17 protein-coding genes and 2 riboswitches are annotated in these 13,952 nt (G+C 66.1%); of the genes, 5 read left to right on the forward strand and 12 right to left on the reverse strand.

The window, feature by feature from the left end:
* The first annotated feature begins 15 nt into the window (after positions 1-15).
* The 3 genes from ACZ1J6_RS12080 (at position 16) to ACZ1J6_RS12090 (ending at position 1,451) form a co-directional block, all read left to right on the forward strand.
* The gene (locus ACZ1J6_RS12080) at positions 16-936 is read left to right on the forward strand and encodes a DMT family transporter (RefSeq protein WP_431567011.1); all 921 of its coding nucleotides are present in this window, start codon (positions 16-18) and stop codon (positions 934-936) included.
* An 83-nt stretch (positions 937-1,019) separates the two neighbouring features.
* The gene (locus tag ACZ1J6_RS12085; RefSeq protein ID WP_132263029.1) at positions 1,020-1,154 is read left to right on the forward strand and encodes an entericidin A/B family lipoprotein; all 135 of its coding nucleotides are present in this window, start codon (positions 1,020-1,022) and stop codon (positions 1,152-1,154) included.
* A 168-nt stretch (positions 1,155-1,322) separates the two neighbouring features.
* Entirely contained in the window at positions 1,323-1,451 is a 129-nt protein-coding gene (locus ACZ1J6_RS12090; protein ID WP_431567012.1) for a hypothetical protein, read from the forward strand.
* Positions 1,452-1,517: 66 nt separating this feature from the next.
* Here ACZ1J6_RS12090 and ACZ1J6_RS12095 read toward each other — a convergent pair whose 3' ends face one another.
* From ACZ1J6_RS12095 to ACZ1J6_RS12150, 12 genes are all read right to left on the reverse strand, one after another.
* Positions 1,518-2,033: a CcdC protein domain-containing protein gene (locus ACZ1J6_RS12095; RefSeq protein WP_132263032.1), complete on the reverse strand. Its 516-nt coding sequence runs from the start codon at positions 2,031-2,033 to the stop codon at positions 1,518-1,520.
* 4 nt (positions 2,034-2,037) lie between these two features.
* Positions 2,038-3,639: an aminomethyl-transferring glycine dehydrogenase subunit GcvPB gene (gcvPB, locus tag ACZ1J6_RS12100; RefSeq protein WP_431567013.1), complete on the reverse strand. Its 1,602-nt coding sequence runs from the start codon at positions 3,637-3,639 to the stop codon at positions 2,038-2,040.
* Entirely contained in the window at positions 3,636-4,994 is a 1,359-nt protein-coding gene (gene gcvPA / locus ACZ1J6_RS12105) for an aminomethyl-transferring glycine dehydrogenase subunit GcvPA (RefSeq protein WP_431567014.1), read from the reverse strand. The genes gcvPB and gcvPA overlap by 4 nt, the downstream gene beginning before the upstream one ends.
* 31 nt (positions 4,995-5,025) lie before the next feature.
* Complete coding sequence (gene gcvH, locus ACZ1J6_RS12110) at positions 5,026-5,397, reverse strand: glycine cleavage system protein GcvH (RefSeq protein WP_431567015.1); 372 nt, start codon at positions 5,395-5,397, stop codon at positions 5,026-5,028.
* A gap of 12 nt (positions 5,398-5,409) precedes the next feature.
* Positions 5,410-6,579 (reverse strand): glycine cleavage system aminomethyltransferase GcvT, encoded by a 1,170-nt coding sequence (gcvT, locus tag ACZ1J6_RS12115; protein WP_431567016.1) that lies wholly within the window; start codon positions 6,577-6,579, stop codon positions 5,410-5,412.
* Between the two features lie 34 nt (positions 6,580-6,613).
* Positions 6,614-6,731: riboswitch (glycine riboswitch) on the reverse strand.
* A 1-nt stretch (position 6,732) separates the two neighbouring features.
* A riboswitch (glycine riboswitch) is annotated at positions 6,733-6,838 on the reverse strand.
* Between the two features lie 101 nt (positions 6,839-6,939).
* Positions 6,940-7,620, reverse strand: a complete 681-nt coding sequence (locus tag ACZ1J6_RS12120) for an NAD(P)H-binding protein (protein WP_314465503.1) — start codon at positions 7,618-7,620, stop codon at positions 6,940-6,942.
* Positions 7,613-8,773 (reverse strand): deoxyguanosinetriphosphate triphosphohydrolase, encoded by a 1,161-nt coding sequence (locus ACZ1J6_RS12125; RefSeq protein WP_132263043.1) that lies wholly within the window; start codon positions 8,771-8,773, stop codon positions 7,613-7,615. Before ACZ1J6_RS12125 ends, ACZ1J6_RS12120 begins: the two co-directional genes overlap by 8 nt.
* Positions 8,774-8,815: 42 nt before the next feature.
* Positions 8,816-9,133 carry a hypothetical protein gene (locus tag ACZ1J6_RS12130; RefSeq protein ID WP_132263045.1) on the reverse strand — a complete coding sequence of 106 codons (318 nt, stop codon included), beginning with the start codon at positions 9,131-9,133 and terminating at the stop codon, positions 8,816-8,818.
* A 25-nt stretch (positions 9,134-9,158) separates the two neighbouring features.
* The gene (locus ACZ1J6_RS12135) at positions 9,159-10,571 is read right to left on the reverse strand and encodes an NAD(P)(+) transhydrogenase (Re/Si-specific) subunit beta (RefSeq protein ID WP_431567017.1); all 1,413 of its coding nucleotides are present in this window, start codon (positions 10,569-10,571) and stop codon (positions 9,159-9,161) included.
* Entirely contained in the window at positions 10,571-10,906 is a 336-nt protein-coding gene (locus ACZ1J6_RS12140; protein WP_314465512.1) for a proton-translocating transhydrogenase family protein, read from the reverse strand. The genes ACZ1J6_RS12135 and ACZ1J6_RS12140 overlap by 1 nt, the downstream gene beginning before the upstream one ends.
* A 41-nt stretch (positions 10,907-10,947) precedes the next feature.
* Complete coding sequence (locus ACZ1J6_RS12145) at positions 10,948-12,081, reverse strand: NAD(P) transhydrogenase subunit alpha (RefSeq protein ID WP_431567018.1); 1,134 nt, start codon at positions 12,079-12,081, stop codon at positions 10,948-10,950.
* Between the two features lie 3 nt (positions 12,082-12,084).
* On the reverse strand, positions 12,085-12,210 hold the full coding sequence (locus tag ACZ1J6_RS12150) for an aa3-type cytochrome c oxidase subunit IV (protein ID WP_132263053.1): 126 nt from the start codon (positions 12,208-12,210) through the stop codon (positions 12,085-12,087).
* A gap of 22 nt (positions 12,211-12,232) precedes the next feature.
* Between ACZ1J6_RS12150 and ACZ1J6_RS12155 the strand changes: the two genes are divergently transcribed.
* Positions 12,233-12,415 carry a hypothetical protein gene (locus ACZ1J6_RS12155; RefSeq protein ID WP_132263055.1) on the forward strand — a complete coding sequence of 61 codons (183 nt, stop codon included), beginning with the start codon at positions 12,233-12,235 and terminating at the stop codon, positions 12,413-12,415.
* Between the two features lie 69 nt (positions 12,416-12,484).
* Positions 12,485-13,909 (forward strand): sigma-54-dependent transcriptional regulator, encoded by a 1,425-nt coding sequence (locus tag ACZ1J6_RS12160; protein WP_314465516.1) that lies wholly within the window; start codon positions 12,485-12,487, stop codon positions 13,907-13,909.
* The last annotated feature ends 43 nt before the right edge of the window (positions 13,910-13,952 follow it).

Here is a 13,952-nt window from a genome sequence, read left to right on the forward strand (position 1 = left end):
CGGCCCGACCGCCCGATGCTTGCCATCACCCTGCGCCTGATGGCGATGGTGATGCTCTCGACGATGTTCATGCTGGTCAAGCTGGCAGGGCGCAGCGGGGTCTCCGCAGCGGAGATGGTGTTCTGGCGCCAGGCCATGGCCGTGCCCCTCATCGCCGGAGGACTGTTGATGACGGGCCGCCTGCCGATGTTGCGGACACGGCGGCTCGGCACTCACGCCGCCCGCGCGACGACAGGCACGCTCGGCCTGGTCTGCAACGTCACCGCAGCCATGCTGCTGCCGTTGCCGGTGGGCACGACCCTGGGCTTCACCGCGCCGCTCTTCGCCGTGCTCATCACTGCGCTGGTCGTGCGCGACAAAGTCGGACCCTGGCGCTGGCTTGCGGTGGTCCTGGGCTTCCTCGGGGTGCTTGTCATCACCCGGCCCGATGCCCCGGTGCAGGACCTGCCACTGGTGGGGCTGGCCGCCGGACTGGGCGCCGGCGTCATCGTCGCCGTGGTGAGCTTCCAGATCCGCGACCTTGCCCGGACCGAAGAACCCATCGCCTGCGTGTTCTGGTTCGCCTTCTTCGGTTCGCTCTTCGCCGCCGTGCTGCTCCCCTTCTACGGTCGCGCTCACGAACCCCAGATATGGCTGCTGCTTGTCGCCGTGGGGGTTACCGGAACCCTGGCGCAACTGCTCATCACCGCGGCGCTGCGCCACGGCGCGGTCGCCACCGTGGTGGTCATGGACTACACCGCCCTCATTTGGGCAACCACTTACGGATACACCGTTTTCGGCGACGCACCGCCGCCTTCGATCTGGTTCGGCGCCCCGCTGATCATCGCTGCCGGGCTCGTCATCACCTGGCGGGAGCATGTCCTGAGCAAGCGGATCTCTCCGACTTCCGCCCTGGATGAAAGCGCGATCGAAGAATCCGTGCTGCCTTCGCGCTAGCCTCCGGGAACCGGCGGCTTCACCGAGAGTTGCCTCCAACGTTCCCGCTTGAATGATCGGGATTGCGTAGAAAGGAACCTCACATGGTCAAGAATCTCGTTCTCGCGCTGGTCGCCGGAAGCATCGTCTTCTCCGCCGCAGCCTGCAACACCGTGAAGGGCGCGGGCAAGGACGTTGAATCGGTCGGCCAGGCCGGCGACGACGCCATCAACAAGTAATTCGCCTGAGGCGTCCAGCACCGCTGCTCCGATGCGGCGCAACGCCGTATCGGCGCGGCGGATAGCCTGCTGACCTGACCGCGAGCCCCTTTCTCTCCATCGGAAGATGGATTAGCGACAGCGCGAGGCATCCGCCTCGGACATTGTTCGTTGAAGGGTCAAGCAATCATGATCAGGAAAGCGGTTCTGGCGCTTGCAGTTTCGGGCCTCGTGCTCAGTGCGGCGGCCTGCAATACCGTTCGCGGCGTCGGCCAGGACATCGAGTCTGCCGCAAACGCGGTTGACCGCGCGACCTGAGGTCTCCGAAGGTAACGTGGCGCGAAACGGTCTGCCGCTTCGCGCCACAAGCTTTTCCCTTGAAGATCAGCTGTCCGAGATGTGGTTCGCCACCATGGCGCGCGCCCTCTGCCACAGGATCATGCGGCTGATCACCACCATCCCCAGCACGAAGCCGAGCATGGCATCGGTCATCAGCAGGGCATTGGCAGCCGGATGGCCCGCCCCGATCGCCATTCCGCCCGGCAAGATCATCCGCCGCAAGGCGAAGACGACCAGAATCAGCACCAGCGCCAAGGGCGACTGGCGCATCATCACCCGGGCCTCGTCCCCCTCACCCTCGACATGGAGCCGCATGAGGCGCGAACGCTGCATGCCGATCCCGCCGCCGATGGCGAAGCCGGCGGCCAGGGCCATCCAGCCCAGCGCCCCCGGCGGCATGCCATAGAGCGCCAGACTGACGGTCGCTCCGACGATCAGCGGCGCAATCCAGAGAAGGGGGAGACGGAGCGGCCGCGCCTTTTCAAGGCTGCGAAAACGCCAGGCCATCACTGCTGCGAAAATCAGCAGCGGCAGCCAGGCCGCATATCCGTTTCCCCCCATAGTCTCAGCTACCCCCGATTTCGCTCAGCGAAGGCGTGCCCGGCTCACCCGGGGCGCCCTGCCATACGAGCACAGGCTTGCGCGCCGCGAGCGTTTCGTCAAGGCGGCGACGCGGTGCGAAGTGCGGGGCGCTGTGGAGGCTCTGGTCGCCATCCTTGGCGCGCTGGGCCAGGCTGCGCAGCGAACCGATGAAGCGATCGAGACCGGCCTTGCTTTCCGTCTCGGTCGGCTCGACCAGCATCGCGCCCTTCACCACCAGGGGGAAGTAGACCGTCATCGGGTGGAAGCCCTCGTCGATCAGGCCCTTGGCGATGTCCAGCGTGGAGAAGCCCTCGGCCAGACCCGCATCGCTGAACAGCGCCTCGTGCATGCACGGACCGCTCTTGGCGAACGGTGCCGGCAGCAGATCCTCGCACGAACGCAGGACGTAGTTGGCGTTGAGCACCGCGTCTTCGGCCACCTGGCGCAGACCGTCCGCGCCGTGGCTGAGGATGTAGGTCAGCGCGCGGGTGAACATGCCCATCTGGCCGTGGAAGGCGACCATGCGGCCGAATGCCTGCGCATGGCCCTCGCCCGCGTTTTCCTCCTCGACGAGGTGGACGCGGCCGTCTTCACCGCGGCTGACGAAGGGCAGCGGCGCGAAGGGCGCCAGCGCTTCGGACAGCACGACCGGGCCGGCACCGGGACCGCCGCCGCCGTGCGGGGTGGAGAAGGTCTTGTGCAGGTTGATGTGCATGGCATCGACGCCGAGGTCGCCGGGGCGCACCTTGCCGACGATGGCGTTGAAGTTGGCGCCGTCGCAATAGACGTAGCCGCCGGCCGCGTGAACCGCGTCACCGATCGCCTTCATCTCCGGCTCGAACAGCCCGCAAGTGTTCGGGTTGGTGATCATCACGCCAGCGACGTTCGGGCCCAGCTTGGCCTTCAGCGCCTCTACATCGACGCGGCCTTCCGGGGTCGCCGGGATCGACTGAACCTTGAAGCCCGCGAAAGCGGCGGTCGCCGGGTTGGTGCCGTGGGCGCTTTCGGGCACCAGCACCACGTCGCGCTTCTCACCGCGCGCGTCGAGCGCGGCGCGGATGCAGAGCAAGCCGCAAAGCTCGCCGTGCGCACCGGCCTTCGGGCTCATCGCCACAGAGGCCATGCCGGTCAGCGTGATCAGCCAGTCGGCCAGCTGCTCGATCACTTCCAGCGCGCCCTCGACCGTCTTCTGCGGCTGGAGCGGGTGAACGTCGGCAAAGCCCGGCAGGCGGGCCATCTTCTCGTTCAGGCGCGGGTTGTGCTTCATCGTGCACGAACCGAGCGGGAACGGCCCGAGGTCGATCGCGTAGTTCTGGCGCGACAGGCGGGTGTAATGGCGCACGGTTTCCGGCTCGGTCAGGCCGGGCAGCGCCGGAGCCGACTTGCGCAGGAACTTCGACAGGCCGGCCGCCGCCGGACGGCTGGGCGTGTCGAGATCGACGCCGCACTTCTCGGACGAACCGAGTTCGAAGCTGAGCGCTTCTTCCAGCATCAGGCCATAATCGCCCGAGGCGGTCTTGAAGGGGGTGCCTTCGCCAGCTTCACCCATGCTCGGGCGCCAGCCGCTTGCGTTTACCGCGTTCATGCCAGCACTCCTTCAAGTTCACGGGCAAACACTTCGATGTCCTCGTCAGTCACGGTCTCGGTCGCCGTCACCAGCAGGCCCTTGTGCAGATCGCTGTCCTCGGGGAACAGGCGGCCGAGCGAGACGCCGCCCAGAACCTTGCGATCTGCCAGTTCGCGAACCACTTCGCGGGCGTCGCGGGTAAGGACCAGCGTTGCTTCGTTGAAGTAGGCGTCGTTCAGCACGGTCACGCCCGGCACCTTGGCCAGACGCTCGATCATTGCCTGCGCCTTATCGTGGTTCACGGCGGCGAGCTGGGCCAGGCCTTCACCGCCCAACAAGGTCAGGTGAATGCTGAAAGCAAGCGCACAAAGCCCTGAATTCGTGCAGATATTGCTGGTCGCCTTCTCGCGGCGGATATGTTGTTCGCGCGTGGAGAGCGTCAGCACGAAGCCACGCTTGCCTTCGGCGTCCACCGTCTGGCCGCAGAGGCGGCCCGGCATCTGGCGCACGAACTTCTCGCGGCAGCCGAACAGGCCCAAGTAAGGCCCGCCGAACTGGAGGCCGACGCCGATCGACTGGCCTTCGCCCACGACGATATCGGCACCCAGCGCGCCCGGCGCCTCGATCATGCCCAGCGCCACCGGCTCGGTGACGACCGCGATGAGCAGCGCGCCCTTGGCGTGCGCGGCTTCAGCAATTGCGGCGAGGTCGGGGATGCGGCCCATCACGTCCGGATACTGGACGACGACGCAGGAGGTCTTGTCGTCGATCGACGCGATCACGGCGGCGTCGTCAGCCTCGGCCACCAGTTCGGCCTTCAACGAGACGATATCGTCTTCGGTGAACTTGGCCATCGTGCGCACCACTTCGGCGTAGTGCGGGTGCAGACCGCTCGACAGCACGGCGCGGGTCTTGCGGGTGATGCGGCTGGCCATCAGGATCGCTTCCCAGCAGGCAGTCGAGCCGTCGTACATCGATGCGTTGGCGATGTCGGTGCCGAACAGGCGCGCGACCTGCGTCTGGAACTCGAACAGCACCTGCAGCGTGCCCTGCGCGATTTCCGGCTGGTAGGGCGTGTAGGCGGTCAGGAACTCGCCGCGCTGGATCAGGTGATCGACCGAGGCCGGAACGTGATGGCGATAAGCGCCAGCGCCGATAAAGAACGGCGCCGTTCCGGCCGAGAGGTTCTTGGCCGCAAGCGCGGACATGTGCCGTTCCACCGCCATTTCGCTGGCGTGGAGCGGCAGCCCCGCGATGGGACCGGAAAGGCGGGCCTCGGCGGGCACGTCGACGAAGAGGTCGTCGACCGTGTCGGCACCGATGACGCCGAGCATCTCGGCACGATCGGCGGGAGTCAGGGGCAGGTAGCGCAAGCGGCGATACTCCGTGAATTCTATCGGTAAATCAGAGGCTTTCGACGTACTGCTTGTAAGCAGCCTCATCCATCAGCGCGCCGAGTTCGGAAGCGTCCGAAAGAGTGATGCGGAACAGCCAGCCGCCGGTTTCGGCCTGGGTATTGACCAGTTCGGGCTCATCGGCGAGCGCGCCATTGGCTTCGGCGATCGCGCCGGAAACCGGGGTGTAGACGTCCGAAGCGGCCTTCACCGAATCGACGACCGCAACCGAATCGCCCTTGCCGAACGTGGCGCCGGCTTCGGGCAGGTCGACGAAGGTGATGTCGCCAAGCTGGCCCTGCGCATAGTCGGTGATGCCCACGGTGCCGAGGTCGCCCTCGATTTCGATCCACTCGTGTTCCTGCGAGAAATAACGGGTCATGGGTAGGTATCCTCAGCGGTGATAGCGGTTGGGGACGAAGGGCATGGCTGCGACGATGGCGTCGAGCTTCTTGCCCCGTATTTCGATGGAAAGAGCCGTGCCGTCCGCCGCCACGGAGGCGTCGACATAGGCCATGGCGATGGGGTGCTGGAGCGAGGGCGAGAAGCCGCCCGAGGTCACTACGCCCACTTCCTGTTCGCCATGGAAGACCTTGGCGCCTTCTCGCGCGGCCTGACGACCTTCGAGCTTCAGCCCGACGCGCTTCTGTGCGGTGCCTTCGGCAAAGTCGCGCTGCACGCGGTCCGCGCCGGGGAAGCCGCCTTCGAGGCGGCGGCGCTTGTTGACGCCGAAAGCAAGACCGGCCTCGACTGGGCCGCGCTCGGGGTCCATGTCATGGCCATAGAGCGGCAGACCGGCTTCGAGGCGCAGGGAATCGCGCGCGCCAAGGCCGATCGGCTTCACTTCGGGCTGGGCCAGCAGCAGGTCCGCCACGGTGGCAGCAGCTTCGCCGGGGATCGAGATTTCGAAACCGTCCTCGCCGGTGTAGCCCGAACGGCTGATCCAGGCATCGACACCGCCCAGCGTGAAGCGGCCGCCTTTCATGAACGTCAGCGCCGACAGCGGGTATTCGCCCTCGGCCACGCGTTCCAGCGCAGCGAAAGCCTTGGGGCCTTGCAACGCCAGCAGCGCGCGGTCGTCAAGGTGGTTGAGCGTGACGTCGTCCGGCAGATATTCGCGCAGCGTGCCGATATCGTCCCACTTGGTGGCGCCGTTGACGACGATGTAGAAACCGCCCGGCCAGCGCGAGACCATCAGGTCGTCGAGGATGCCGCCGTTCTCGTCCAGCAGCAGCGAGTAGCGCACCGCGCCCAGCTTCAGGGTCGAGAGGTCGATCGGCAGCGCAGCTTCCAGCGCAGGCTCGATATCGGTCTGCGCGTCTTCCTCGCCGGTGACCAGCAGCTGGCCCATGTGGCTGACGTCGAACAGGCCGGCGTTTTCACGCGTCCAGAGGTGTTCGGCCATGATGCCTCCCCCTGCGACGTCGTACTGCACAGGCATCATGTAGCCGGCGAACTCGACCATGCGGCCGCCCTGATCGCGGTGCCAGCCATTGAGCGGCAGCAGCATCGGTTCGAGGGGGGCTTCTTCCTGATCGGAATCGGTAATCGGATATTCGCTCAAGACATGACTCCGCACAGTTCGGTACACCATTCCAGGTGCCCCCTCTGTCACGGAAACCTGAGAGCTTCCCTTGGCCAACCAACAGGCTTGACCAAAGTTACACCGTCGGCGGCCTCATCCCAAGGGATGAGACACTTTCCAGAGTCTCGCTATCGACGCTGCGCGGTCCTTTTGCCTGAGAGATTCCGGGGCGGTTGCTCCTTCGGCGCCTGCATGTTTCCGCATGTGCGAATCAGCAGGTCTCTCCCGCGCTGTCAGCGATACCTCGTCACTTGATTGAGCGCCGCGTCCAAGTCAACGCAATCGCGCTGCGGCGCATCATAATTTCCACCGATAGCCGCGAGGCCGACGGTGGGGCCTTCAGCGCAGGACCGCCGCCATGGAATCGTGCTCATGAACGAAAATTCCAGGTGCCTCCTCGCCGCTCAGCGCGAGGATGACCTGCGCGAGGCGCACGGCCGCGATGGAGCGGAACCGGCGCAGCCTGGCATGGAAAACCAGCAGATCTGCCAGGGGAGCGATCACCTGCCCCGCCATTTCCAGCGGACGATCCTCGATCCGCCGCCCGCGCAACAGGCCGGGCCGCAGGATATCGAGCCGCGCGAAGCCCAATTCGCCCAGGGCCTTTTCCACTTCGCCTTTCGTGCGCAAGTAGAGGTTGGTGCTTTCGGCGTCGGCACCCACGGAGGAGACCAGGATCATCCTGTCGATCCCGGCCGCGCGGGCTGCTCGAGCCGTCTCCAGCACGAGGTCATGGTCGACCGCCCGAAACGCCTCGTCGCTGCCGGCCGCCTTGCGCGTGGTGCCCAGAGCGCAGACGAGAACGTCGCCATGCGCGGCCTCGATCAGCGTCGGCCACTCGCCGGTGCCGCCGACCAGGATTTCCAGCCGCGCGCCCGCCGGCAAAGGCACTTCGCGCCGCGCGACGCCGATGATGCGGACATCCGGACGCCGGATGCTTTCCTCGATCACCGCAGCCCCGACCAGACCACTCGCGCCGACGAGGCAGAGACGCCGCGCGGCCACGATCGTATCAGACATTGCGCAGCCCTTCCGGGGTGCTGCCATAGATCTGGGCGTGGCAGGAGATGGCGTAGCGGTCCGTCATGCCGGCGATGTAATCGGCGATGTGGCGGCTGCGGGCCGGTTCGTGGCGGGGCAAGCCGTCGATCCAGCTTTCCTCCATCAGCACCGGCTCCTGCGAATAGGCCGAGTAAAGCTCCGCCAGCAGCGCCCGCGCACGACGCGCCGTTTCGAGTTGCTCGGGATGGTAGTAGAGCTTCTCGTACATGAAGCGCTTGAACTGCCGCTCCCCCTCCTCGACCTCGGGCGAGAAGGCCACCAGTTGGCGACCGGCAGAGCGCACCTGATCGATGCTATCGATGCCGACCAGCCGCTTCTGCGTCTCGTCCAGCAGGTCGTTGACCATGAAGCCGATCTGGCTTCGGATCAGTTCGGCGAGCTGGCGATCGCGCGGAACACCGGGATAGCGGCGTTCCACGTCGGCCCAGCGCGGCACGATGAAAGGATGGGCGAGCAGTTCGTCGAGATCGAGAAAACCCGCGCGCAGGCCGTCGTCGATGTCGTGGTTGTCGTAGGCGATGTCGTCGGACAGCGCCGCGACCTGAGCTTCGAGCGAGGCATAAGTGCCCAGTTCCAGGCCATAGGCCGCGTCCAGTTCCGCCAGCGCCCAGTTCGGCTCGGACACCGGTCCATTATGCTTGGCGAGGCCCTCCAGCGTTTCCCAGGTCAGGTTCAGCCCGTCATGCTCGCAATAAGGGCTCTCGATCCGCATCAGGGTGCGCAGGCAATTGGCATTGTGATCGAAGCCGCCCGCCTTGTGGAGCGCGGCGTCGAGCGCTTCCTCTCCGGCGTGGCCGAAAGGCGGGTGGCCGATATCATGCGCGAGGGCGAGGGCTTCGGTAAGGTCTTCGTCGAGGCCGAGGATCCGGGCGATCACGCGGGCGACTTGCGCCACTTCCAGGCTGTGCGTCAGGCGCACGCGGTAGTGGTCGCCATCGGGCGCGATGAACACCTGGGTCTTGTAGCGCAAGCGGCGGAAAGCGATCGAATGCACGATCCGGTCGCGGTCACGCTGGTAGGGGCTGCGCTGTCCGCGCGGCAGACCGGTGTCCACGGGGAACTCGCGGCCGCGCGAGCGAGCCGGATCGGAGGCGTAAGGTGCAAGGGTCAAGCTGAAGTCTTTCCCGAAAGCAGGCTTGCTCTCGGCGCCCTACTAGCGAGCAAGACCCGTCTTGCACAAGGCCGCCGAGGAAGTGGTCACGAGAATGGCCTGGCTGTCGTTCACGGCTTTCACGCCGCGAACCCAGGCTCCCGGCGTTTTCTTGTCGCCTTCCAGTTTCTGCAGCTTGATCAGCTGCAGGATGCCCAGCCGCTTCACCATGCGCTTCGACATGCAGGTGGCCACGCGGTCCGACATCCCGGCCTCCACAAGGGCCGTGCGCAGGCGCCAGCCGGCATAGAGGTGGACGCCGAAAGAGAGCACGGCGACCAGGCCGACGAGCAGAAGGGCAGACTTGAGGAAGCGCAACATGGCAGCGCCCTATAGGGCGCCGCGATCAGTCCGCCAGCGCTTTCACGATGTCCTCGACCATCTTCTTGGCATCCGCCAGGAGCATCATGGTCTGGTCCATGTAGAACACCTCGTTGTCCACCCCGGCATAGCCCTGCCCGCCCATCGATCTCTTGATGAAGAAGATGGTCTTGGCCTTCTCTACATCGAAGACCGGCATGCCATAGATCGGCGAGCTTTTGTCGGTCTTGGCGGCGGGGTTCACCACGTCGTTCGCGCCGATGATTAAGGCGACGTCGCACTGGGCGAATTCGCCGTTGATGTCCTCCAGTTCGAAGACTTCGTCATAAGGAACGTTGGCTTCCGCCAGCAGCACGTTCATGTGGCCGGGCATGCGGCCCGCGACCGGATGGATCGCGTATTTCACGCCGACGCCGTGCGCCTTGAGCCGGTCCGCCATCTCGCGAAGGACATGCTGGGCCTGGGCCACCGCCATGCCGTAGCCCGGGATGATGATGACGTTCTCGGCTTCCTTCATCAGGAAGGCGGCATCTTCGGCCGAGCCGCGCTTCCACGGCCGGTCCGATACGGCAGCGCCGCCGCCTGCGCCGGCCTCGGCGCCGAAGCCTCCGGCGATCACCGAGATGAAGCTGCGGTTCATCGCCTTGCACATGATGTAGCTCAGGATCGCACCCGAGGAACCCACGAGCGCACCGGTGATGATCATGGCGGTGTTGTGCAGCGTGAAGCCCATCGCCGCGGCGGCCCAGCCCGAATAGGAATTGAGCATGGACACCACCACCGGCATGTCCGCTCCGCCGATCGGGATGATGAGCAGGAAGCCGATGGCAAAGCTGAGGAGCACGATCGCCCAGAACAGCGCGGGCGTGTTCCAGTGGAACAGACCGACGAGCACGACGATGGCCACCAGCGCCGCAAGGTTGATGACGTGCCGGCCCGGTATCAGGATCGGCGCGCCGCTCATGTTGCCGTTGAGCTTGGCGAAGGCGATCACCGAGCCCGAGAACGTCACCGCACCGATGGCGACGCCCAGCCCCATCTCGATCCGGCTTCCCTTCAGGATGTCCAGGCCGCCCGCTGCGAGAATGCCGAAAGCGGCGGGATTGTAATAGGCCGCGATGCCGACAAGCACGGCAGCCAGGCCGACCAGCGAGTGAAACGCCGCGACAAGCTGCGGCATCGCCGTCATCTGGATCCTGCGCGCGATCACGAAGCCGATGCCGCCGCCGATGGCAATCGCGCCCAGGATCTCCGGCAGGCTGGCGATCTCGTGCGTCAGCAGCGTGGTGGCCACGGCGATGGCCATGCCCAGCATGCCGTAGCGATTGCCCGCGCGGCTGGTGGAGGGAGACGATAGCCCGCGCAAGGCGAGGATGAAGCAGATGCCCGCAACGAGGTAGGCGCCGGCGACCCAGGGGTTCAAGGCATGGGCCTCCATTAGCGCTCGCCTCCCGCCTGCGGGGACGGGGGAGCCTGCTTCGCCTTGGCGGCCGGCTTGTCCTTCTTGCGGTACATTGCCAGCATCCGCTCGGTGACGGCAAAGCCCCCGAAGATGTTGACGCTGGCCAGCACCACGGCCCCCAGCCCGAGCCATTTCGCCAGGGGCGATCCCTGTGCCGCGCTCGCCACCAGCGCGCCGACGATAATCACCGAGGAAATCGCATTGGTCACCGCCATGAGCGGCGTATGCAGGGCCGGCGTTACCGACCAGACGACGTAGTAGCCCACGAAGCAGGCCAGCACGAAGATCGACAGGATCGAGACGAAGTCCATGAACTCGCTAGCCCCTTTTCAGCGCCCTTCCGGCGCGCTTCTCATCCGAGCAGCCGCTCGTGGACCACTTTGCCACCCTGCGTCAGGCGGATCGCATTGCCGATTTCCTCGTCCAGCACGGGCTTGCCCAGATCCTTGTCCCAGAATGCCGAGAGGAAATTGAACAGGTTGCGCGCGAAGAGCGCCGAAGCGTCGGCGGGAAGCTGCGCGGGCGTGTTGGAATAGCCGACGATCCTGACGCCGTGCCGCTCCACCACCTGATCGGGAACGCAGCCCTCGACATTGCCGCCCTGCGGAGCCGCGAGATCGAAGATCACGCTTCCCGGTTTCATCGTGGCGATCTGCGCGTCGGAGATCAGGCGGGGTGCGGCGCGGCCGGGAATCAGCGCCGTGGTCACGACGATATCCTGCTTGGCCAGATGGCTGGATACCAGCGCGGCCTGCGCCTGCTGGTATTCCGCGCTCATCTCCGTGGCATAGCCGCCCGAGCCTTCGCCTTCGATGCCGCCGACGGTCTCCACGAAGATCGGCTTGGCGCCCAGCGAGAGGATCTGCTCCCGTGTTGCCGCCCGCACGTCCGTCGCGGAGACTTGCGCGCCCAGGCGCCGCGCGGTGGCGATCGCCTGGAGACCGGCCACGCCCACGCCCATGACGAAAGCCTTGGCGGCGCTCACGGTGCCGGCCGCGGTCATCATCATCGGGAAAGCGCGGCCATAGAGGTTGGCGGCCACCAGAACGGCTTTGTATCCGGCGAGATTGGACTGCGAGGACAGGATGTCCATCGATTGCGCCCGCGTGATGCGGGGCATGAACTCCATCGCCAGAGCCTCCAGCCCGGCCGCGCCGTAGTCCGTCACGCGCTGGCGCTGCACGAAGGGATCGAGCGCCGCCACCACCCAGGCGCCGGGCGCAACCGGCCCCAGCAGGGCGGGATCCGGTCCCTGAACCCCCAGAACGATGTCTGCGCCCGCCAGAACCTGCTCGGCCGATCCCAGTTCGGCGCCGGCAGCCTTATAATCCGCATCGGCGATGCTTGCCCCGAGCCCGGCCCCGCTCTCGACGGCCAGCGCCGCGCCCAGCCCGACAAGCTTGCGAACCGTTTCCGGCGTGGCCGAAACCCGCGTCTCGCCGGATGCGCGCTCCCGTAGGACGGCGATCCGCGTGCCTTGCGCCACGGATTACCGAGCGATCAGGCTGACGACGAAAGCCACGATAACGACGATGATGCCCGTGCTCCAGGCCGTGACCTTGACGAAGCCGTTGTAGGTTTCGGTCGCCGCCTTGATGTCCTTGCCTGAAGCCATGAAACGGAATCCTCTGTGATTATTGCTGTTTGATCCGGGATATTTAGCGTTGACGGCCCTTGCGCTCAAGTGCGAAGCGGCGATGTCTTGCATTGATCAAGAAGCGCCGGGCATGCTCAAGTTCGATGCCGAACCTGCGCTTTCGAAGCGCGGCACGGCAAACTTTGCACGGACCGTCTTTTCGATGAAACGAGCGGAGCCTTAATTTCGTCTTTACCGGTATCTTCTAGATCCGGATCGTAACACCAGGGAGGCGACACGCGCGGGCATTATCATGGCGGAACAGGAACAACGCCTCCTCATGCTCATCGACGATGAGCCGGCGCAGAGCCGTCTGATCTCGGCGCTCGCGGCGCGGGAGGGCTGGCGCACGGTGATCGCCCGCGATTCCGAGACCGCCATCGCGACACTCGGCACCCGCCAGGGCATGCAGCTTTCCGCGATCATCCTGGACCAATGGGTGCCCGGCGACGATGCCTGCGCCCTGATCGCCGAGCTAAAGTCCCGCCGCCCCGCCCTGCCGATCCTGATGCTGACGGCCAGCACCTCGCCGCTCCTCGCCGTGGAAGCGATGCGCGCCGGAGCGGCAGACTATCTCGTCAAGCCGGTCGCGCCGGACCGTCTCATGCATGCGCTCCGCTCCGCCACGACCCGCGAAGCGCCGCGTGACGAACTTGCCCCGCTGACCGAGAAAATGCCCTCCAACCCCGATTTCGAATCGATGATCGGGGCCGCACCGAACTTCCGCAAGGCCCTGGCCGTCGCTGCCAAGGCCGCACGCGGGCACGGCCCGGTACTGATCGAGGGCGAGACCGGTTCCGGCAAGGAAATGCTGATCCGCGCGATGCATGCGGCCAGCCCGCGCGCCAAGTCTCCGCTGCGGATCGTCAACGTTGGCGGCCTGCCTGCAAACTCCATCGAATCCGCCCTGTTCGGGCACGAAAAGGGCGCTTTCCCCGGCGCTTTCGATCGCCAGATCGGCGCCCTGCAGCACTGCGACGGCGCCACCCTGGCGCTCGACGAAGTGGACCGCCTGCCGCTCTCGGTGCAGGAGCGCCTGCTCGAATCGATCCGCAAGAGCGACGTGCGCCCCATCGGCGCGCGCCATTCCTTCCGCATCGATGCGCGCCTGATCGCCGCCAGCAACCTCCCGCTTCAAGACCTGGTGACTGAAGGCCACTTCCTGCCCGAACTGCTGGAAGCGCTTTCGCCCACCAAGGTCAGCCTGCCGCCGCTGCGCGAAAGGACGGGCGATATCCCCGCCCTCGCCCGCTTCTTCCTGGCCCGCATCGGCGAGCAACCGGGTCTGCGCGAACTCGGCATAACGGACGGCGCGCTTTCCCTGCTGGCCGCCTACGATTGGCCGGGCAATGTCCGCCAGCTCCAGGCCGTGCTGTTCCGCGCCGCGGTCTTCTGCGACGGCGACGCGCTGACTTCCGAGGATTTCCCCCAGCTCCTGAACATCCTCGGCTCCGGTCCGGCCACGGCGTCCGGCAACCCGATGCAGGAAAGCTCGGGCGTCATGCTCTACACGCCTGACGGCAACTTGCGCCCGCTGGACGAGATCGAGGCCGACGTCATCCGCCTCGCCATCGGCCTCTATCGCGGACGCATGACCGAAGTGGCGCGGCGGCTGGGCATCGGGCGCTCGACGCTCTATCGCAAGCTGGGCGAACTCGGGATCGACAACGCGGCCTGAGGCTGCGGGGAAACCGACGCCGATGCCGGGCTGATGCCCACGC

The organism is Novosphingobium sp. BL-S-21 (assembly GCF_055521655.1).

Excerpts from the sequence above, each read along its gene's own strand:
- ACZ1J6_RS12150 (WP_132263053.1), bottom strand. The coding sequence starts at position 12,210 with ATGGCTTCAGGCAAGGACATCAAGGCGGCGACCGAAACCTACAACGGC.
- gcvH (WP_431567015.1), bottom strand. The coding sequence starts at position 5,397 with ATGACCCGTTATTTCTCGCAGGAACACGAGTGGATCGAAATCGAGGGC.
- ACZ1J6_RS12135 (WP_431567017.1), bottom strand. The coding sequence starts at position 10,571 with ATGGAGGCCCATGCCTTGAACCCCTGGGTCGCCGGCGCCTACCTCGTT.
- gcvPB (WP_431567013.1), bottom strand. The coding sequence starts at position 3,639 with ATGAACGCGGTAAACGCAAGCGGCTGGCGCCCGAGCATGGGTGAAGCT.
- ACZ1J6_RS12095 (WP_132263032.1), bottom strand. The coding sequence starts at position 2,033 with ATGGGGGGAAACGGATATGCGGCCTGGCTGCCGCTGCTGATTTTCGCA.
- ACZ1J6_RS12140 (WP_314465512.1), bottom strand. The coding sequence starts at position 10,906 with ATGGACTTCGTCTCGATCCTGTCGATCTTCGTGCTGGCCTGCTTCGTG.
- ACZ1J6_RS12085 (WP_132263029.1), top strand. The coding sequence starts at position 1,020 with ATGGTCAAGAATCTCGTTCTCGCGCTGGTCGCCGGAAGCATCGTCTTC.
- ACZ1J6_RS12090 (WP_431567012.1), top strand. The coding sequence starts at position 1,323 with ATGATCAGGAAAGCGGTTCTGGCGCTTGCAGTTTCGGGCCTCGTGCTC.
- ACZ1J6_RS12130 (WP_132263045.1), bottom strand. The coding sequence starts at position 9,133 with ATGTTGCGCTTCCTCAAGTCTGCCCTTCTGCTCGTCGGCCTGGTCGCC.
- ACZ1J6_RS12160 (WP_314465516.1), top strand. The coding sequence starts at position 12,485 with ATGGCGGAACAGGAACAACGCCTCCTCATGCTCATCGACGATGAGCCG.
- ACZ1J6_RS12120 (WP_314465503.1), bottom strand. The coding sequence starts at position 7,620 with ATGTCTGATACGATCGTGGCCGCGCGGCGTCTCTGCCTCGTCGGCGCG.
- ACZ1J6_RS12080 (WP_431567011.1), top strand. The coding sequence starts at position 16 with ATGCTTGCCATCACCCTGCGCCTGATGGCGATGGTGATGCTCTCGACG.